The following is a 19,652-nucleotide window of genomic DNA, read 5'->3' as shown; positions in this document are numbered from 1 at the left end:
CGATGCCGCATTCCTCGTACCCCGACGAACGCGCAGACCGGCCGCGCGAGTTCATTCTCGGCGGCCAGAGGAGCGGCAAGTCGCGACTCGCCGAGCAGCGGGCGGTCGACTGGCTCGCTGCGTCATCCGATCACCGCGCGGTGATGGTGGCGACGGCGCAGGCGCACGACGACGAGATGCGCGCGCGCATCCTGCGACACCGGCAGGACCGCGCTCTTCGCTTGCCAGCGATGTCAACTGTCGAAGAGTCTTCCGCACTGGCCGAGGCCATCGTTGCGCATTCCGCTGCCGATACGATGGTGGTGGTCGACTGTCTTACGCTGTGGCTTACCCACCTGCTGATGCCCCACACGCCCCACATGCCGTACACGTCGGGCGGTCCGGGGGCGGACATGGCCTTAGCAATCGACGCGACCCAGCGTATTGCAATGCTCGTCGCTGCCTTGCGCGGCGCGCGCGGCCCGATCGTGCTGGTCGGCAACGAGATCGGCCTCGGCGTCATCCCATTGGGCGGTGAAACGCGTGCTTTCGTCGATGCGTTGGGCCGGCTCAACCAGGAAATGGCCGCAGCATGCGATCGCGTCACGCTGATGGTGGCCGGCTTGCCGCTGACGTTGAAGGCACCGGCGCGGCCGGTTTGACGGACATGAACAAGATCATCACGGCGCTCTGGACCATCTGCGTGCCGATGGCGCTGATGTTTGTGGCATCGCTGCCGGCGCATGCCGTCGTCGTCACCGACGAACGCGGCGTCGCCGTCGACTTTCCGCAGCCGCCGCAACGCATCGTCGCGCTGCTGCCATCGCTCACCGAATCGGTCTGCGCACTCGGCGCATGCAGCCGACTCGTCGGTGTCGATCGCTATTCGAATTCACCCGAGCTGGTGCGCGCGTTGCCGCAAGTGGGCGGTGGCCTCGACCCGAACGTCGAAGCCATCGTCGCGCTCAAGCCCGACGTGGTGCTGCTCGCCAAGTCGTCGCGCGTCACACAGCGGCTGGAGCAACTCGGGCTCAAGGTGCTGGTGCTGGAGCCGAAGAACCATGCCGGCGTGCGGCGTGTGCTCGATGCGCTCGGCCAGATGCTCGGCGCCGACGATGCGCAGCGCGTGTGGCGTGCCATCGATTTCAGCGTGTCGGCTGCGGCGCAGTCGCTACCGCCCGAAGCCAGGCGGACGCGCGTTTACTTCGAGATCGAAAGCACGCCGTATGCAGCCGGTGAAAGCTCTTTCATCGGCGAGACGCTGACGCGGCTGGGCGTGCAGAACATCGTCCCGGCGGCGCTCGGGCCGTTTCCCAAGCTCAACCCGGAGTACGTCGTTCGCGCCAATCCGGACCTCATCATGGTCGGCGAGCGCAGCGCGCAAGTGCTGGAACAACGGCCCGGCTGGTCGCTGATTCGTGCCGTGCGCGACAGGCACATTTGCCGCTTCACTGCGGCGCAGTCCGACGTGCTGGTGCGGCCCGGCCCGCGCATGGGCGAGGCAGCCCGTTTGATGGCGCAGTGCATCGTGGACCCGTCGAAATGACGCAACAACGATGAGCATCACTCAAGTCGATCAGCACCGCCGCGCCCTCACGCTGGGCGTTGTTCTGCTCGCGTTGGGTCTTGTGCTCGTGGTGGTCGGCATCGGCATCGGCAGCACCGGTTTCGAGAGTGTGGTCGCCGCCTGGCGAGATCCGGTCGCATTGCAGATCGTCCGCGAGATCCGGCTGCCGCGCACGCTCGGTGCGTGGCTCGCAGGCGCTTTGCTCGGCCTGGCCGGCGCCGTTGCGCAAGGGCTCTTTCGCAATCCGTTGGCCGACCCTTACCTGCTTGGCAGCGCCTCGGGCGCATCGCTCGGCGTGGCCGTCGCGCTGGTCGTGTTCGGGGCCTCGCCGGCCAGTACGCATTGGGTGGTCCGGCTCGGCCTCACCGGTGCGGCCTTCGTCGGCGCTGTGCTGGCGGTGCTGCTCACGCTGCTGCTGGCGCGCGGCGTGCAGCAAACGTTGCGGCTGTTGCTGGCCGGCGTGATCGTCGGCGTGGTGCTCGGCGCGGCCAAGGATCTCATCACCATTGCCTCGGCCGACCTGCTCCAGGCCATTCAGGCCTTCATGCTCGGTAGCACCGGCCTCATCGGCTGGAGCGCTTGCGGGGTGATGGCTGTGTTGGCGGTGGTGTGCCTTGTGTGCGCATGGGCGTTGGCGCCGGTGCTCGATGGCCTTGCGCTCGGCGAGGCCACGGCTCGCAGCCTCGGCTTGCCGCTCGGCGCGATGCGCATGGCGCTGGTCGCGGTGCTGTCGATGGCCACTGGCGCCGCGGTCGCGCAGACCGGATTGATCGCGTTCGTCGGCCTCGCCGCGCCGCATTTGGTGCGCTCTGCCGTCAAGACCACGCACGCGCGGTTGATCGTGCTGTCGTCGTTGATGGGCGGGCTGCTGCTGCTGGCGGCCGACCTGCTGGCGCGCTGGCTCGTGGCGCCGCAGGAGTTGCCCGTCGGCGTGCTGACGGGAGTGCTCGGCGGCTCGTATTTGCTGTGGCTCATGCACCGGCGCAGTTCGAGGGGCGGCCTTTCATGACGCTCACAAAGCGCGCCGCCGTCGAATGCAAAGCGTTGAGTGCCGTGCTCGGGAGCGCGGAAGTGCTGCACGGCATCGACCTGGCGATCGAGGCGGGCCGATGGACGAGCATCGTCGGACCGAACGGCGCCGGCAAGTCGACGCTGCTGAAGGCGCTCGCCGGCCTGCTGCCGCACCGGGGCGAGGTACAGCTCTTCGGCGAACCGATGGCAAAACTTTCGGGTCGCACGCGCGCCCAGCAGCTCTCGTGGCTCGGGCAGGGCGGAGCAGGCGAGGGCAGCGCCGACGACCTGATGGTCTACGACGTCGCGATGCTCGGTCGCCTGCCGCACCAGCGCTGGCTCGCTGCGCCAAGCGAACGCGACCGCGCAGCCGTCGAGCGGGCGCTGCGCAGCACCCAGGCGTGGGACTGGCGCATGCGGCCGCTCGGCCAGCTCTCCGGCGGCGAACGGCAGCGCGTGTTGTTGGCCCGCGCGTTGGCGGTCGAAGCGCAACTGCTGCTCATGGACGAGCCGCTCGCCAATCTCGACCCACCGCACCAGGCCGACTGGATGACGACCACGCGCGCGCTCGTCGCCGAAGGGCGCACGGTGGTGAGCGTGCTGCACGAACTCTCGATGGCGCTGGCCGCCGATGCGCTTGTCGTCATGGCGGGTGGTCGGGTGCTGCATCACGGCGCATGCAGCGATCCCGCGACCCATGCAGCGCTCGAAGAAGTGTTCGATCGCCGCATTCGCATCCACCGCGTGGCGGAGCAATGGATCGCTCTGCCTCGCTGAACCCGCCGAATCAACCGCACAAGCGCACAAGCGCACGACCGACTCTCATGGAAATTGAAACACCACCTTCGGCCAAGCCGTATGAAAAGCCCGAAGGGGAGCGCCGCGGCATCGTCATCGTCAACACCGGCGATGGCAAGGGAAAAAGCACTGCGGCTTTCGGTCTCGCCTTGCGCGCGCATGGGCGCGGTAAGCCAGTGAAGGTCTGGCAATTCCTGAAAGCGCCGAGCGCGCTCTCAGGTGAACACCGCATGTTCGAGCAACTCGGCATCCCGATCGAAGGCCTCGGCGACGGCTTCAGCGGGAAAGACCAGGACCTCGAACAGTCGGGCCAGCTTGCGCGCGATGGCTGGTTGAAGGCCAAGACGTCGATCCTGTCGGGCGACTATTTCTTGGTGGTGCTCGACGAGATCACCTGCCCGCTCATCTGCGGCTGGTTGCCGCTCGACGACGTGCTGGTGACGTTGCGCGAAAGGCCCAAGCAGGTGCACGTCGTGCTCACCGGTCGGCGCTGCCCGCCGGAGTTGATCGAACTCGCCGATACGGTCACGGAGATGCAGATGGTCAAGCACGCGTTCACCGCCGGCATCCCGACGCAACGCGGCATCGAGGACTGACCATGTCGCAGCCGACGCCAGACGCCTTCGCAGCAGCCGATCAGCGCGCCGTGTACCGCGCCATCCATGAGCGTCGCGACATGCGGCACTTTGCCGGCGGCGAGGTGGCCCCCGCGTTGTTGCGCCGGCTGCTCGACGCTGCGCACCACGCGCCCAGCGTCGGCTTCATGCAGCCGTGGCGATTCATCCGCATCCGCGATGCAGCGCTGCGCCAGCGACTTCACGGCCTTGTCGAGCAGGAGCGCGTGCAGACGGCGCAGGCGCTCGGCGAGCGCGAAGACGCGTTCATGCGGCTCAAGGTGGAGGGCTTGCTCGAAGCAGCCGAAGTGCTGGCCGTAACGCTCACCGACGGACGCGAGCGCCATGTGTTCGGCCGCCGCACCTTGCCACAAATGGACCTTGCCTCGGCCGCTTGCGCCATCCAGAACCTGTGGCTCGCGGCACGGGCCGAAGGGATGGGCATGGGGTGGGTGTCGCTGTTCGATCCTGTCGCGGTCGGCGCGTTGCTCGGTCTGCCGGAAGGCGCGGAGCCCATCGCCTTGCTGTGCATGGGTCCCGTGCATGGTTTCTACGACGAGCCGATGCTGCAGCGCGAGCGTTGGGCGCAACGCGCGCCCTTGTCGTCGATGGTCTTCGACGATCGCTGGGGTCGGCCCTCGGCCTTGTTCGACGCGCCGCAGGTCGGTACCTGCAACACGGACTGAGTGGCCGCGTGACGACTGCCTTCGACGCGTTGCCGTGGGTCGCCAGCGCGGGCGTCTTGAGCGGCGCGCTCTGGTTGGCCCTCGCGATCGATCACTGGTTCGGCGAGCCTCCGGTGCGCTGGCATCCGGTGGTGTGGATGGGCAACTACCTCGACCGGATCCGGCGGTGCATTCCGACGCCGCCGGCGCCAGCTTTTGCGGCGGGCGCTGTGGCGTGGTGCGGTGGCGCCGGCGTCGTCTTCGTCGTTGCCGTCGTGCTGCAGAGGTCGCTGCTCGAACTGCCCGCGTGGGCGACCATCGCGTCGTTGGCGTTGCTGCTCAAGCCGCTGCTCTCATGGCGCATGTTGCATCGCGAAGTCGTCGCGGTGGAGGTTGCCCTGGGTGCGTCGCTCGACGCGGGGCGCGCGCAACTCGCAAGGCTGGTCAGTCGCGACGTCGCCGCACTGACCGAAAGCGAAGTGCGCGAAAGCGCCATCGAATCGCTGGCCGAGAATCTCAATGATTCGGTGGTCGCGCCGATCTTCTGGTTCATGTTGTTCGGTCTGCCCGGCGCCGCCGTCTATCGCTTTGCGAACACCGCCGATGCGATGTGGGGCTACCGCGGCACACGTGGCGGGCGCGACTGGACATGGGCCGGCAAGTGGGCGGCGCGGGCAGATGACGTGCTGTCGTGGGTGCCGGCCCGCATCACTGCAGTGCTGCTGATGGTGTCGGTGCACCTGTCGCACGCATCGCTTCGGGCCTGGTGCGAAATGCGCCGCGAGGCGCCCCGAACGCCGTCGCCGAACAGCGGCTGGCCCATGGCCGCCATGGCTTTGGCGCTCGGGGTGCGGCTCGGTAAGCCGGGTGTGTACGCGCTCAACGCGACGGCGCGGCCACCGGTTGCGGCCGACACGGCGCGCGCCGTGGTACTCGGCCACCGGGTCGTGCTGGCGGTGGCAGCCGTCGCTGCCGCCACCGCGCTGGCGTGGTGAACGACTCATCGGACGAGCACGGTGGCCCCGATGCTGCCGGTGCCGTACCGCACGACTTTTCCAGCAACGGCAATGGCTGCGGTCCCTGTCCGACCGTACTGAAGGCGCTGCGGTCGGTCGATGCGAGCCGCTATCCCGACCCGCGCTCGACCAGGTTGCGCGAGCGACTCGCTGCGTTTCACGGCGTCGATTCAGCGCGCATCGTGATCGCGGCGAGCGCGAGCGAATTCATCCACCGCATCACAGCTGCCGTGGCGCAGGGCGGTGGCCGATGCGTCTCGCTCCCGGCACACAGTTACGGCGACTACGCCCGCGCCGCGCGGGGCTGGTCTTTCGATATCGTGCGCGAGCCATCTGACTGGAGCGTCGTCGACCTGGCGTGGTCTTGCGATCCGTCGAGTCCGCTCGGGCAAACCCCGACCCAACTACCTGCACTGCTCGATGCGATGGAGGCGCGGGCCGTACCGGTCATCGTCGACTTCGCCTATGCGCCCCTCCGACTGACAGGCGATCCCGCGCTGACCGAAGCACAGCGTGACCGCATATGGCAACTGTGGACGCCGAACAAGGCGCTCGGATGCACCGGCATCCGCGCGGCCTACGGCATCGCGCCTGCGACGGGCGCCCAACGCTTGCGTGAGCGTGTGGATGCACTCGCGCCGTCGTGGCCGGTCGGCGCCCACGGCGCCGCGCTGCTGGACTGCTGGACGCATGCGGACACCCAGGCGTGGCTCGCAGAGAGCCGACACACGCTGAAAGTGTGGAAGACCGTGCAACGGGAATTGCTTCAGGACGCGACGGACTGGCGGCTCCTGTCCAGTGATGCTAATTTCTTCTGCGTCGAACCCCGTGTGCCGCTGACACCCTTGCTTACACGATTGCGCTCCTCCGGAGTCAAGTTGCGCGACTGCACCTCGTTCGGGTTGCCCGGTTACCTGCGCATGGCGGTGTTGCCACCGGCAAGTTTGCAGGCGCTGCTGTCGGCTATATAAGTTCACCCTGGCTTTCATCGAAGCCACGGATGCAACCGTCCGGCTGCGCATCGAACATATCGAATTCCCCGCAATTGATGTGCCTTCGGCAATGAATCGACATCTTCGCGTGGTGAATCTCTTCTATTGATTGCCGCGCGGTCCCGGTTGAATGGGCCACTGCGCGCCAACGTGCCCACTCGCCGGCAAACCTGCCTCGCTCACTATTTCAGCGTCGGCAAATAGCCACTGCTGACTCTTTTTGCAAATGCGGGCGGCTTCGCAGGACGACCTGACGAACGCCTTGCTCATCCGATTACTTCGGAAGTTGTTGTTTGCGCACACCCATCCGTTTTTGTGGTGGATTGGTACGTCTAAAACGTTGCATGAACAATCAAAAACACACTTTGCTACATCAATAGGTTTCATAAATATTGAATACAAAAGTTTCTTCATATTTTACAAAAGTGAATTAAATGTAATTAAGAAATTAATAAAGTAAATACTGTCGTAACCGTGTGATTTCGTGATTTTGTTCACCTTCGTTTTTGACGTTTACAAATAAAGTTCGCGGCATTCGGAGCCCATGAGCGAAAAGCTTTTTCCGAATTATCAATTCACTGCAATTGTTAATGAATTGTCTTTATCCCTTTTAACTGACCTTTGAACTGGAGTTTTCATGTCAATTACCAACTTGTCTGCCGGCACTCGTCGACCCGCAGGAAAAATCCTTGCGCGTCTGGCTGCTCGAATCAACGCCGGCGTCGTGCTGATGACTTTCATGGCTGTGCCGGCATTCGCACAGACTGTCGTTGCCAAAGACGCTGCAGCCCTTGCTGAGAAAAAAGTCGTCGCTGTCGTGCTGACGCAGTCGAAGGTGGTCAAGGCCGCCGACGGCACCGAACAGTTGCAAGACGCAGCTTCGGTCAAGCCTGGTGACATCGTCGAATACAAGGCGACCTACACCAACAACACCGGCAAAGCCGTGACCGGACTGGTCGCAAACCTGCCGATTCCAGAAGGCCTCGAGTACCTGCCAAAAAGCGCCAAACCCGGCGCCACGCTGGTCAAGGCTGCTGCCAAGGATGGCGTCTTCGCCGCCGAACCTCTTACCCACACTGTGGCTGGCAAGACCGAACCGGTTGCGTACGGTGACTACCGGTCGTTGCGCTGGACGCTGGGGCAGTTGCCTGCCAATGGCGTGACTGCCGTGTCGGCCCGCGCGAAGGTGCAGATCGTCGTGCCGCCCGCGCCGAAGACGTCCGCAGCCGCGCCGCAGGCTCCCCCGGTGGTCGTGCAGCCTGCTGCCAACGCCACGCCGCGCTGATTGCCGACGCCCAGCGACGCCCACGCGATTTCTCCCCATTTCCCTATTTCTGTTTGACGTGCACCCCGGTCATTGCTTTTTCCCCACGAAGAAGCATCGGCCGGGTTTTTTTGTTCCCTTTTTGATCATCCCCAGGAGAAATCAAGTGCTTTCCAATTTGCCAACCCGTCGCGCAGGCTTCCAGCCGCGCAAGACATGGGCTGGCGCCGCAATCCTGACGCTGGGCTTCCTGTTTGGAAGTTCCGGAGTCATGGCCGCAGCGCCGCCCGCCAACACCATCATCGGGAACCAGGCCTCGGCCACGTACCTCGATCCGAATGGAGCCAGTCAACTGGCGACCTCTAACCTGGTGCAGACCACGGTTCAGCAAGTCGGCTCCTTCACGCTGGACACCGTTTCATCGGTGACCACGACCGTCATCAACACCAAGACCGGCGCGGCAGGTTCGACCGTCTATGCGCCTCACGTCCTGACCAACACCGGTAACGGCACCGACACTTTCAGCCTGTCGATCGCCGCACCTGCGAGCCCGAACGGCTTCACGCAGGTCCAGGTCTTTGCCGATGTCAATGGCGACGGTTTGCCGGACAGCACGACACCGTTGTGTACGGCCGTGCCCACTGCCGCCTGTAACGTCACCGCACAGACAGTCGCCGGCAACAACGGCGTGTTCCAGTTCGTGGTGGCTTATTCGATTCCAGGCAGCGCGACGTCCTCGACGTTCACATCGCCTGTCTCGGCCACGATCACTGCCACACCGACGACCACGGCGCTTTACGCCGTTGGCAATACGTCGGCGGCCGACGTCGACCACGTGAACCTCACGACCGGTGCGGCTTTCAACTCCACGAAGGGCTTGAACGTCCCGGCTGTTCCATGGTCGGCCAATAGCGGCGTGTGGCCTACGGCATCGGCCAGCGGCCCCCGTTCGGCGGCGAGCTGCGCGGCGACGGTTGCAGGGGCTTCGGCACCGGCCACCGGTTGCGTGTACACCGTGTACACCTTGAATTTCAGCAACACTGGCGCTGCTGCCGGCATGTTCGCGATCAAGGACACCTTGCCTGCAGGCTTCACGTACGTTCCTGGGTCTGCCGTCTGGAGCAATGCTCCTGGCGTCGCCCTGACCGACGCAGCCCTGGGTGACTCGACTGGCATCGACTTCCAGGCATCTGGCAACGTCGTGACCGCCGTGGTGAGTTCGTTGGGCGCCAACGTTTCGCAGACGATCAGCTTCGTGGTGATGGTGAACAGCACGGCCGCCATCGGCACGTCGACCACCACCAACACGGCGACGTACAACCCAATCGACGCGGCAGGTTCGACCTCGACCAGCCCGATCGGTGTGACTTCGCCGACCAACCCGTCGCCGTTCACCGTCACGGGCACCTTCGGCATCGTCCTGGGTTCTGCTGCCGGTAGCTCAACGACAGCGATCGACACCAGCGCTGGCGTGCCCAATGCAACCGCCAACGACACCACCACCCTGGCAAACGCCGTTGCCGGCAGCACGGTGAAGTTCACGCAGACGGTGTTCAACACCGGCAACTCGAGCGACATCGTCAATCTGACGGCCGCCTTGGGTAGCTTCCCTGCGGGCACGACCTTCAAGTTCTTCGCCGCCGACGGCCTGACGCCGTTGATCGACAACAACAGCGATGGCGTCGTGGACACGGGTCCGATCGCGTCCGGCTTGAGTGCGACGATCGTGGTTGCGGCCACGTTGCCTTCGCCAGCAGTCATACCCGCCGGTCCGTTCAGCGCCATCGTGACGGGTACTTCGGCTGGCGACAGCACGAAGTCTGAAACGACGCGCGACACCATCACCGCCATCGTCGGCGTGCTGGTCGACCTGACCAATACCACCAGCGGCAACGGCATTGCCGGCACGACCAGCAACGGCGACGTCGGTACGGGCCCAAGCCCCAGCCCTACGACGACCAACAGCACCGCTGCCGGTACCGGCACGGTCTTCGCGTTGTTCGTAAAGAACAACGACACGGTTGCCAACACCTACAGCCTTGCTGCGAGCCAGACGACGTCCTTCCCAGGCAGCCTGCCCGCTGGATGGACGGTCAAGTTCGTGGCGTCCGGAGGCACCTGTGCCACGGTTGCGACCATCACCACGGTTGCCGTGCCGGCCAACGGTGGCCAGATGCAAGTCGAAGCCTGCGTGACGCCGCCCGCATCGCAAGTGGCAGTGACCGCGCAGTTCATCTACTTCCAGATTCGCTCGACCCTCGCAACGTCGACGGGCGCCATCGCCATGGACACCAAGACGGACGCCGTGACGGTAACCATCGCTGCAACGTACAGCGCCACGCTGACGCCAAACAACAATGGTCAAGTCGCTCCTGGCGGCTCCGTTGTGTATGCCCACACGCTGACCAACACCGGTGCCCAGAGCTGCGCAGGACCGTACACGGTTGCTGCAGCCCTGCCGCCTGCAGACGTCAGCGCCGGTTGGACGACCGCGCTGTACATCGACAACAACGGTGACGGCATGATCGATGCTGGTGACACGCTGATCTCGGGCTCCATTGCCGGCCCGCTGTTGGCAAGTGGCACGCAAAAGCTGCTGGTCAAGGTGTTCGCACCGGGCGGCGCCACAGCAGGCGCGACCGACACGGCCACCGTGACGGTGACATTCCCGGCTGGCGCAACCTCCTGCGGTACGCCATCGGCTACCGACCTGAGCACCGTCGTGACCGGCCAGATGCGCCTTGACAAGCTGCAAGCGCTCGACACGGCTTGCACCGGTTTGGTCACGCCAGTTGCAGCCACTGCCCTGGTTGCCAAGCCAGGCGAATGCATCGTCTACAAGATCGTCGCGACCAACCAGGGTGCAGCCCCGGTCACGCAGATGTCGATCAACGACGCAGTGCCGGCCTACACCAGCCTCACCGGTGCCACGCAACCGGGTACGCGGTGCAGCTCCGTCAACACGACCCCGGTGCTTGTCAATGCGAACTACGCATCGACCGCCTCGACGGTGAGCTGTGGCCCGGCCACCACCGTCCAGCCCGGCGGCAGCGCCACGCTGATGTTCAACGTCAAGGTCAATTTCTGATCTGCGTCTGACGTCCGGCGGGTCTCCAGCCCGCCGGACTTTTTTGCGAAGCACCACCTCGGCGGAGGTGTTTCGCCTTTTTCCTCTGCGGCTTGAACGGGCTCAACGCCACAAGCACGCCCAAGCCACAGCGGAAAAAGTTTCCAAATATTGAAAGTCTCCGCGCAAGCGTCGGACTGCGGAAGGTCGATAGCGTGTATTTCCATTTTGACAAGGCGAACTGCAGCTCGTTGCGATGGCGCAAGGTCGGTGCAGCGCTCATTGCCGGCGCTGCACTGCTGATCGGCAGTGCGTTGGTGCAGGCGGCGCCGGCACCGGGCGGCGCCGTCATTCGCAACGTCGCTACCGGCACCTATGTGCCGACCGGGTTTGCACAGACCGAGACCATTTCTTCCAATGCCGTTATTGCTACCGTGCTGTCGGTGGAGGCATTGACGCTGACACAAGACCAGTCGGTCACACGACCTCCCGCAGCTGTTGTCACGCTGAGCCACCTGCTCACCAACACCGGCAATGTGGCGTCCAGCTACGCGCTCAACTTAAGCAACGACGGCGTGGGTTGTACCCCGGACACGCTCGACCTGTCTTCGCTGCGCATCGTGCGCGACAGCAACAACAACGGCGTCGTCGACAGCAGCGATCCGGTCATCGCGCTGAACAGCACCGGTGCACTTCTCTTGCAGCCCGGCCAGACAGTTGCGCTTCTGGTTCAAGGCACCGTGCCTACGGTCGGTGTCGGCAATGCATGTCTCGCACTGGTGGTCACCACAACGCTGCAAAGGCTGAGCGCCGTCAACCACGACGTCGTAACGGTCGGCAACGTGGCGGTCATCTCGATCACCAAGAGCGCGGCCTATCCTGGGTTGGTGATTCCGGGTACGACCCGGATCGACTTCGCCGTATCGGGCGCGAACATCGGTTCGCAAGATGCGCAGCCCAGCAGTGTCGCGGCGCCCACCAATACGCCCGTGCTCGTCAACGGTGCACCCACCGCGCTGGTCTTGGTGCGCGACCTGGTGCCCGCCGGTACGCAGTACATCGTCGGCTCGCTGCAAAGCGCCGCGGCGAACTCAACCAAGCTCTACCGATTGTCGGGTGACGCACCGTTCAGCTATCGCACGGCCGAAGACGCCTCTGCTATCGAAGTTGCCATCGGTATTGCGACGCCGGTGGTGCGCAACGCGTCCTTCGTCATGCAGTTCGGCGTCAAGGTCAACGCCAGCCTGACAGGCGACATCCGCAACACCGCGCAGAGTTACTACAACGATGCGATAAGCCCGACGGCAGCGACGTCCAACACGGTCGTCATCGCGTCCATGCAGGCACGCATCGGCGTCGCCAAGGCGGCTTCTTCGCCCAAGGTCAATCGTGGCGCTGACGGTCAACTCGATGGCACCGCTACAGTGCGTTTCAGCGTCAACATCCGTAACTACGGCACCGTGCCGCTCTACGATGTGCTGGCGCCCGACGTGCTCGAAGGCCTCGGCGCCAGCCAGTTCGGCACCTTCACCGCCGCGGCTGTTCCGGCGGCCAACCAGTACGCCATCGTGCCCGGGTCGGTGTCGATCGGTGGCAATCAAGGCAACAACGTGAGCGGCACGCTCGCTGTCGCCAATACGAGCTTCTCCGGTACGGCGACCGCGTCCAACCTGCTGTCCCCCGGTGCCGTGTTGCCGGTCGGCGCGCAGGTGAGCGTGCAGTTCGACGTACGCGTCAATTTCACCGGCCGCGCGGGCACGCTCTACAACAGCGTCAAGGTATCGAGTGCACTGGCTGCCGGCGGATCTCCGACGATCTTCGACGACTCCGTCGACGGTGCCGACCCGGATCCTGATGGCGACGGCAACCCGAACAACAACAGTTCGCCGACACCGGTGTCGACGCAGCTGCCTTCGTTGTCGCTGGTGAAGAGCGCGTCGCTGCCACGTCGTGTCGCTTCCGGCGTATTCGACATCGACTACACGCTGAAGATCACCAATACCGGCGTCGCCGCTGCACCGAACGTGCGCGTCATCGACAACCTCAACTGCACATTCGACATGGACAAGCCGGAAGGCTTGATCGCTTCCTGGGCGCTGATGGGTGCGCCCAAGACAGCCAATGGGTTGCTGAATCCGGCGGCCAATTTCACTGGCCGGGCAACCTGCAACCGCACCCAGATCAACAGCGCGGACCCTTTCAGCCTGCCCACTGAAGCGGCACTGAGCACGACCGATGGCAGTCGCGCCCTGGCACCCGGCCAGAGCGAGCAGATCGTCTTCACGGTGCGCGTCACCGTAAAGGCTATTGCCATCGGCAACCGCGTGACAGTAATCAACAAGGCATGGGCGGCCGCGTTCGAGCAAAACACGATCAACGTCACGCCGGCCATGCTGGTCGCGGCGACCTCGAATTCGGTGCAGTCGCTTCTAATCGACCCGCAGGGCACCGTTTACAACGCGGTCACGCGCCAGCCGGTGGCCGGCGCACTCGTTACCTACACGCGTCAGTCATGCAATAGCGGCCCTGTCACGCCCATCACCACCGCTGAAATCTCGGGCGCCGATTCAGGCACGTACACCTTCAACGCCAGCGGCAGTTTGTCGATGACGACGGGGGCCGATGGCGCCTACCAGTTCTACCTGCAGTCGCCACCCATCACCGGCTTGTGCACCTACGGCCTTTCCGTGACACCTCCGGCGGGCAGTGGCTATGTCTACCCGTCGGTGCTCATTCCACCGACGCCCGGCAGATATACGAGTTGCGGCGCCATCGTGCCCAACAGCGCGGCGCCGCAATCTGCCGATCCGACGACCTACTTTTTTGCGGTCGTGTCCGGTGTCAATCCTGACGGGACGGCCTGCGACGTGGTGCACAACCACATTCCGCTGGACCCCGGCAACGTGCTGGGCCTGCTGCTGCGCAAGGACGGCAGCAAGCGCCAGGCCGAGTTCGGCGACTTCATCGACTACGCGCTGACCGTTACCAACAAGACGGGCTTTCCTATCACTGGGGTGAACTTCAGCGACAGCCTGCCACCCGGCTTTGCTTTCGTGGCCAACAGCGCGCGGCTGAACGGTGCCGTGTCGGCCAACCCGGCAGGGGGCGCGGGGCCTTCGCTCCGCTTCAGCTTTCCAGCGTTGGCGCTCGGCGTGGACCAATCGGCCATGGTGCGGTATCGCGTGCGCATCGGGGTCGGTGCGCCCACCAATGGCGATGCCATCAACCGGGCGCGTGCCTTCTCCGGTCCGATCACTTCGAACCTGGCCAGTTGGACCGTGCGCGTCACCGGCGGCGTTTTCTCGGACGACGCATTCGCCTTTGGCAAGGTGTATCTGGATTGCAAGCGCGACGGCAAGCAAGAGGGTCTCGAAGAACTAGGCGTGCCCGGCGTCCGTCTGTACCTGGAAAACGGGACCAACGTCGTGACCGATGTGGAAGGCAAGTGGAGCCTGTATGGCTTGAAGCCGATCACGCATGTGCTCCGGCTGGACCAGACCACCTTGCCTCGCGGTGCGCGGCTCGAAGTGCTCGACAACCGCAACGCGGGCACACCAGAAAGCCGCTTCGTCGACTTGAAGAAGGGCGAGTTCCACAAAGCCAACTTCATCATCACCAACTGCGAAGACAGGGGCGTGATCGACGAGGTGGCCGCCCGTCGCGCCGCCATTGCGGCACTGCCCGACACCGAAGCCGAAGCGCAGGTCCGACTGCGTCTGGACCCCGAGGGCAAGATCATTCCGGTGGGCGATACGCGCTCGCTGCCGGCCAGTGGGCAGTCGCTCGCGGGCGGTAGTTCAGGCACCGTGCAGGCCACTTCCGCGCCGCTGATCGCGCTGCCTGTGCCCACCGGCAAGGCCAGCACCTTCGTGAGTGCCGGGGGCGGCACGGGCGGTGGCACGCTGGGAACGGCGGGCGCCGCGGCATCGACGCCGGCTGGCAGCCTCTTCAGCGCGCTGAATGGCTTGCCGACCAACGGCCTGCCTTCGTCGACCATCAGCAGCCGTGCCACCGGCGTGGGCGCTTTTGCCGATCGACCGATCGACACCACCGGTGCCATGCTGGAGCCGCGGAGCCAGCCGCTGCTGGTGCAGGCCGTGCCGGGCGCCATCGACCTCGAAGTGCTGCTGCCGCAAATCGACAGCAACGCACTCGGCTTCATCGGCCTGAAGGACGGCGATACCGTTCCCAGCCAGTCGATCAACGTGCGGGTCAAAGGCGAATTGAACGTGTCTCTGCGCTTGACCGTTAACGGCACCGCGATCGACGGCAAGCGCGTAGGCAAGAAGACGCAACTCGCCGCCAAGAAGATCAGTGCCTGGGAATACATCGGCGTGCTGCTCAAGCCAGGTGTCAACCTCTTGAAGGTCGAGGCGATGGACGATTTTGGTAACGCCCATGGTGAGCCAGCGCAAATCAGCATCGTCGCGCCCGACAAGCTTGCAGCCATCCAGATCGATCTACCCGAAGTGGCACGCGCCGACCTGCGTACGCCCGTCATCGTCAAAGTGCGCCTGGTCGATGCAGCCGGCGTCGCGGTCACGGCCCGAACCCAGCTCACGCTCGAAAGCGACCGCGGCCGCTGGCTGGACGAAGACCTGAACCCGGCCGAACCCGGCACGCAGGTGTTCATGGAAGGCGGCACGGCGGAGTTCCGTCTGCTGCCGCCCGGCGAGCCGGGTGATGCGCGCATCCGCGTCACGGCAGCCGACCTCGTCAAGGAGGTGCGGCTGGCCCTGTTGCCCGAGATGCGTCCGATGATCGGTGTCGGCATCGTCGAAGGCGTGCTCGACTTCACCAAGCGCGGCGGTTTGACTCTGGGCGCGATGCCCGCAGGCGCCGCCTTCGAGGCCGAGCTGACGGGTTTGAAAGACCAGAGTGGCGACAAGCGCGCCTCCGGCCGTGCCGCGTTCTTCTTCAAGGGCACCGTCAAGGGCGACTACCTACTGACCGCGTCTTTCGATTCCGACAAAACACAAAAAGACCGCTTGTTCCGCGACATCCGTCCAGACGAGTTCTATCCGGTCTATGGCGATTCGGCTGTTAAAGGTTTCGACGCGCAAAGCACGCAGAAGCTCTATGTGCGCATCGACAAAAATCGCAGCTACCTGCTGTACGGCGACTTCACAACGGCCAGCAGCACTGAAGTGCGAAACCTGAGCCAGAGCAATCGTTCGCTCACCGGCATGAAGCACGTGTACGAGGACGACACGGTGCGCGCCACCAGCTATGTGAGCCGGACCGCGCAGGTCCAGCAAGTCGAAGAGTTTCGCGCCGTCGGTACCTCGGGTCCTTATTACCTGAGCGCCACGGGCGGTGATTTCGTCGACAACAGCGAACAGATCGAAGTCATGGTGCGCGACCGCAACCAGCCGAACATCGTGCTGCTGCGCACGCCGGTGGCGCGCTTTGTCGACTACACGGTCGAGCCGTTGACGCGCCGCATTCTGTTCACGCATCCGATCTCTTCGGTCGATGCGAACCTGAACCCGCAGTCGATCCGCGTCACCTATGAGGTCGACAGCGGCGGGCCCAAGTTCACCGTGGCCGGCACCGATGTCCAGGTCAAGGTGAGTGAGCGCGTGCAGCTCGGCGTGGTCGCCAGCACCGACCAGAACCCGCAAAACAAACGCAAGCTCGAGGCCGTGACCGGCATTGCCCGTATCGGCGACAACACGACCGTGGCGGCCGAGCTTGTCCATACCGAATCCGACGCAAAGGGCAAGGGGAACGCAGGCCGGGTCGAAGCGCGCTATCAGGACGAAAAACTCGCCGTCGTTGCGTTGGCCAGCAAGACCAGCGAAGGTTTCGACAACCCCGGCGCCTCCATCATGGCCGGACGCACCGAAGTCTCCGCCCGCGCTGAATACAGGGTCGATCCAACCACTGCTGTGCGCGCTGAAGCGCTCTACAGCAAAGACGCACTGCTGACTGGCGGCACCAAGGGTGCGACGGTGAGCGCACAGAAGAAACTGAGCGACACGCTCGTGGCAGAGGTCGGTCTGCGACAGGGGCAAAGCACGACGGGCCTCGGCTCCAGCTCGGGCTTCGACTACGGGCAGATCTCCACCTACAACGGCCAGCTCGGCGGCAGCGTCGGTGCCGGCAACGTGACCGCACTCGGCTCGGCAGCCACTTCCGCCAGCACGCAGAACGAGAGCCTCACCACGGTGCGCGCGCGCCTCTCATCGGCGGTGCCCGGTCTGCCACAGGCACAGGTGTTCGTCGAAGGCGAGCAAGACGTGAAAGACGGCAGTCGCCATACGGTTGCGGTCGGTGGCAATTACGCGATCACCGACAAGACGCGCGCCTACGCCCGCTATGAACTGGTCTCGTCGCTGAACGGGCCCTATGACGCGACCAGCACGCAGACCCACAACGTGGGCATCGTCGGCATCGAGAGCGCCTACATGGAGGGCGGCCGTGTGTACAACGAGTACCGCTTGGCGGACAGCATCGACGGCCGATCGGCGCAAGCCGCTTTGGGTGTGCGCAACACCTTCAAGGTGACCGATCATCTGCGCCTGACGGCCGGGGTTGAACATACCCGCAGCTTGAGCGGTGCCAGCAACAGCGTGAACAGCGGCAACGGCTACACGTCCACCGGCCTGGGCGAATCCACCGCCATCACGGGCGGTGCCGAATACAGCAATGGCGCCTTCAAGGCCAGCGGTGTACTCGAAGCGCGCAACGGTGACGACGCCAACACGCGCCTCTTCAGTGCGGGCGCCGGCTACAAGCTCAGCCCGGCGGTGAGCCTGCTGGCTCGCAGCGTGATCAGCGACAGTGAGGGGCAGGGCGCCAACGCCGGCAACGAGCGCCACTTGCAGCGCCACCAGCTGGGCCTGGCCTATCGCCCGGTGGACACCGACACATGGAACGCACTGGCGCGCTACGAGCATCGCTCCGAGAAGATCGTGGGCGGCGGCAACTCGGCCGGCGCCCTCAGCGGCGGCAGCGCTTTTGGCAGCGACTTCGGCAATGCCAACCTGCCGGGTACCACTAGTGCCGACATCGTTTCAGCCCATCTGAACTTCAATCCTGAACGCGGCACCGTCATCACCGCGCGCTACGCCGCCAAGGTCAGCCGCGCCGACGACGGGGTGCTTGCCAGCACCTACTGGGCGCACCTGATGCAGGGACGTTGGACCAAGGACCTGACCCCTGACTGGGACGTCGGCGTGCAGGCGGGCGTGTTGTACGGCAAGGGCGGCGGACTTCAAAAGACCGCCGGCGTCGAGGTGGGGTACCAGGCGTACAAGAACACGTGGGTGTCGGCCGGCTACAACGTCGTCGGACTGAAAGACCGCGATCTGACCGCCAACGAGTACACGAGCAAAGGCGCTTATGTACGACTGCGCTTCAAGTTCGACGAGACGGGGCTGGGCTTTGCGTCGGCGGGCGGGGAGCCGGCAGCGGCCAAGCCTGTGGATGCCATTACCGCGGCCAACGAAGCGGCCCGCGCCATGCCGGTGATCGCGCCGGCACCGTTGACGCTTGCGTTGCCGGCCAAGACCACGCTGCAGGCCGAGACGCTGTTCGACTTCGGCAAGTCGGCGATCAAGGCTGAATCGCAGCAGGCTCTCCACGCGCTGGCCTCGCAGATCAAGGCCACCGACTACGACGTGGTGATCACTATCGGACACACCGATTCGGCGGGTTCCCAGGACTTCAACCAGAGCCTCAGCGAGCAGCGCGCCAACGCCGTGCGCGCCTACCTCATTGCCCATGGTGTGGACGCTGCGCGCATACGCAGCGAAGGCAAAGGTGAGAAAGAGCCCATCGCATCGAATGCAACGGCGCAGGGCCGGGCGCAGAACCGTCGGGTCGAGATCGAAGTTCTCGGTCAGGAAAAACAGCAGAGTGGGCAACCGCCAGAGCCGACGAGTCGACATTGAAAAACAACATGACGAGCAAAAGTGACCGTAAGTCCATGGTGTCAGATCTGATTCATCGCATCGGAAGACAAGTCCCAAGAACTGCACTGCGTGCAGCGGCCGGGCTGTTGAGCAGTGTGCTGTTGGCGCAGTCAGCGATCGCAGCATGTACCCCTGCTGTTGTCAACGGCGACTTCCCACTCGGTTCGGGTGGATGGACCATGGGAGCAGGTTGGGGCTACAACGGCGCGGCTGGAAACATCGGCACAACAATCGACAACCTGGGCACGCAGGCCGCAACAGTCTTAGTCACCAATGCGAAGCCTGGCGCTCTGGTGTCGTTTTCGATGCAGCACGGCGGTGGTGGCGGCCCGGTTAACTCGCGGTTGGACATTCTTTACAACGGCGTCCTGTACATGGCGATCAATACGAACAATGGCGGTGGCTCAGGTGCCAGTAGCCCCCCAGGGATGGGCGGTGGCGCGACTTGCGTCAGTGGCTGTGGTGCCAACCCACGAAATGTTTTTAACAACTACTCTTTCCGGCTGCCAGCTGGGTCTACATCGACGGCCAATTTGTCCTTCAGCGCAGTGCAGCTCAATGGTGGTGTTGTGGACGACGTCTCAATTGACAACGTTGTTGTCGAAATGGGCCCCTCCATTTGCCTGATCGAGAAAACGATTGGCGGCGCAGGCGGTAATTTCGTGCTCGGAGGCACAAATATCGACTACGTCGTTAACACAGTAGGGGTGGATGCATCCAAAACTCAGGCAGTGGGCGGCAACACTTTTGTGGAAATGGA

Annotated in this window: 11 protein-coding genes; all 11 read left to right on the top strand. The window is 64.3% G+C overall.

What is annotated here, in order from left to right; translation table 11 throughout:
- Positions 1–2 precede the first annotated feature (2 nt).
- The 11 genes from H7F36_RS19050 to H7F36_RS19000 all read left to right on the top strand — a co-directional run bounded on the left by H7F36_RS19050 (position 3) and on the right by H7F36_RS19000 (position 18,871).
- Complete coding sequence (locus tag H7F36_RS19050; protein ID WP_187055092.1) at positions 3–641, top strand: bifunctional adenosylcobinamide kinase/adenosylcobinamide-phosphate guanylyltransferase; 639 nt, start codon at positions 3–5, stop codon at positions 639–641.
- Positions 642–688: 47 nt separating this feature from the next.
- The gene (locus tag H7F36_RS19045; RefSeq protein WP_261802683.1) at positions 689–1,525 is read left to right on the top strand and encodes an ABC transporter substrate-binding protein; all 837 of its coding nucleotides are present in this window, start codon (positions 689–691) and stop codon (positions 1,523–1,525) included.
- Between the two features lie 10 nt (positions 1,526–1,535).
- Positions 1,536–2,555 carry a FecCD family ABC transporter permease gene (locus H7F36_RS19040; RefSeq protein ID WP_187052253.1) on the top strand — a complete coding sequence of 340 codons (1,020 nt, stop codon included), beginning with the start codon at positions 1,536–1,538 and terminating at the stop codon, positions 2,553–2,555.
- Entirely contained in the window at positions 2,552–3,334 is a 783-nt protein-coding gene (locus tag H7F36_RS19035) for an ABC transporter ATP-binding protein (RefSeq protein WP_187052252.1), read from the top strand. The genes H7F36_RS19040 and H7F36_RS19035 overlap by 4 nt, the downstream gene beginning before the upstream one ends.
- A 47-nt stretch (positions 3,335–3,381) precedes the next feature.
- Positions 3,382–3,951: a cob(I)yrinic acid a,c-diamide adenosyltransferase gene (cobO, locus tag H7F36_RS19030; protein WP_187052251.1), complete on the top strand. Its 570-nt coding sequence runs from the start codon at positions 3,382–3,384 to the stop codon at positions 3,949–3,951.
- 2 nt (positions 3,952–3,953) lie between these two features.
- On the top strand, positions 3,954–4,655 hold the full coding sequence (bluB, locus tag H7F36_RS19025) for a 5,6-dimethylbenzimidazole synthase (RefSeq protein WP_187052250.1): 702 nt from the start codon (positions 3,954–3,956) through the stop codon (positions 4,653–4,655).
- An 8-nt stretch (positions 4,656–4,663) separates the two neighbouring features.
- Positions 4,664–5,629 carry an adenosylcobinamide-phosphate synthase CbiB gene (gene cbiB, locus H7F36_RS19020; RefSeq protein ID WP_261802395.1) on the top strand — a complete coding sequence of 322 codons (966 nt, stop codon included), beginning with the start codon at positions 4,664–4,666 and terminating at the stop codon, positions 5,627–5,629.
- The gene (locus tag H7F36_RS19015; protein WP_187052249.1) at positions 5,626–6,621 is read left to right on the top strand and encodes an aminotransferase class I/II-fold pyridoxal phosphate-dependent enzyme; all 996 of its coding nucleotides are present in this window, start codon (positions 5,626–5,628) and stop codon (positions 6,619–6,621) included. Before cbiB ends, H7F36_RS19015 begins: the two co-directional genes overlap by 4 nt.
- A gap of 658 nt (positions 6,622–7,279) precedes the next feature.
- Positions 7,280–7,927 carry a hypothetical protein gene (locus tag H7F36_RS19010; protein ID WP_261802394.1) on the top strand — a complete coding sequence of 216 codons (648 nt, stop codon included), beginning with the start codon at positions 7,280–7,282 and terminating at the stop codon, positions 7,925–7,927.
- Positions 7,928–8,072: 145 nt separating this feature from the next.
- Positions 8,073–10,994: a beta strand repeat-containing protein gene (locus tag H7F36_RS19005; protein WP_187052248.1), complete on the top strand. Its 2,922-nt coding sequence runs from the start codon at positions 8,073–8,075 to the stop codon at positions 10,992–10,994.
- A gap of 194 nt (positions 10,995–11,188) precedes the next feature.
- A complete protein-coding gene (locus H7F36_RS19000; RefSeq protein WP_187052247.1) occupies positions 11,189–18,871 on the top strand; it encodes an OmpA family protein in 7,683 nt (2,560 codons plus the stop codon).
- Positions 18,872–19,652 lie beyond the last annotated feature (781 nt).

The sequence above is a fragment of the Variovorax sp. PAMC28562 genome (assembly GCF_014303735.1).
Taxonomy (GTDB): Bacteria; Pseudomonadota; Gammaproteobacteria; order Burkholderiales; family Burkholderiaceae_C; genus Variovorax.
Note: the sequence above shows the minus strand (reverse complement) of the source record. Positions and strands in the feature narration are given on the sequence as shown.

Excerpts from the sequence above, each read along its gene's own strand:
- H7F36_RS19050 (WP_187055092.1), top strand. The coding sequence starts at position 3 with ATGCCGCATTCCTCGTACCCCGACGAACGCGCAGACCGGCCGCGCGAG.
- H7F36_RS19045 (WP_261802683.1), top strand. The coding sequence starts at position 689 with ATGGCGCTGATGTTTGTGGCATCGCTGCCGGCGCATGCCGTCGTCGTC.
- H7F36_RS19040 (WP_187052253.1), top strand. The coding sequence starts at position 1,536 with ATGAGCATCACTCAAGTCGATCAGCACCGCCGCGCCCTCACGCTGGGC.
- H7F36_RS19035 (WP_187052252.1), top strand. The coding sequence starts at position 2,552 with ATGACGCTCACAAAGCGCGCCGCCGTCGAATGCAAAGCGTTGAGTGCC.
- cobO (WP_187052251.1), top strand. The coding sequence starts at position 3,382 with ATGGAAATTGAAACACCACCTTCGGCCAAGCCGTATGAAAAGCCCGAA.
- bluB (WP_187052250.1), top strand. The coding sequence starts at position 3,954 with ATGTCGCAGCCGACGCCAGACGCCTTCGCAGCAGCCGATCAGCGCGCC.
- H7F36_RS19010 (WP_261802394.1), top strand. The coding sequence starts at position 7,280 with ATGTCAATTACCAACTTGTCTGCCGGCACTCGTCGACCCGCAGGAAAA.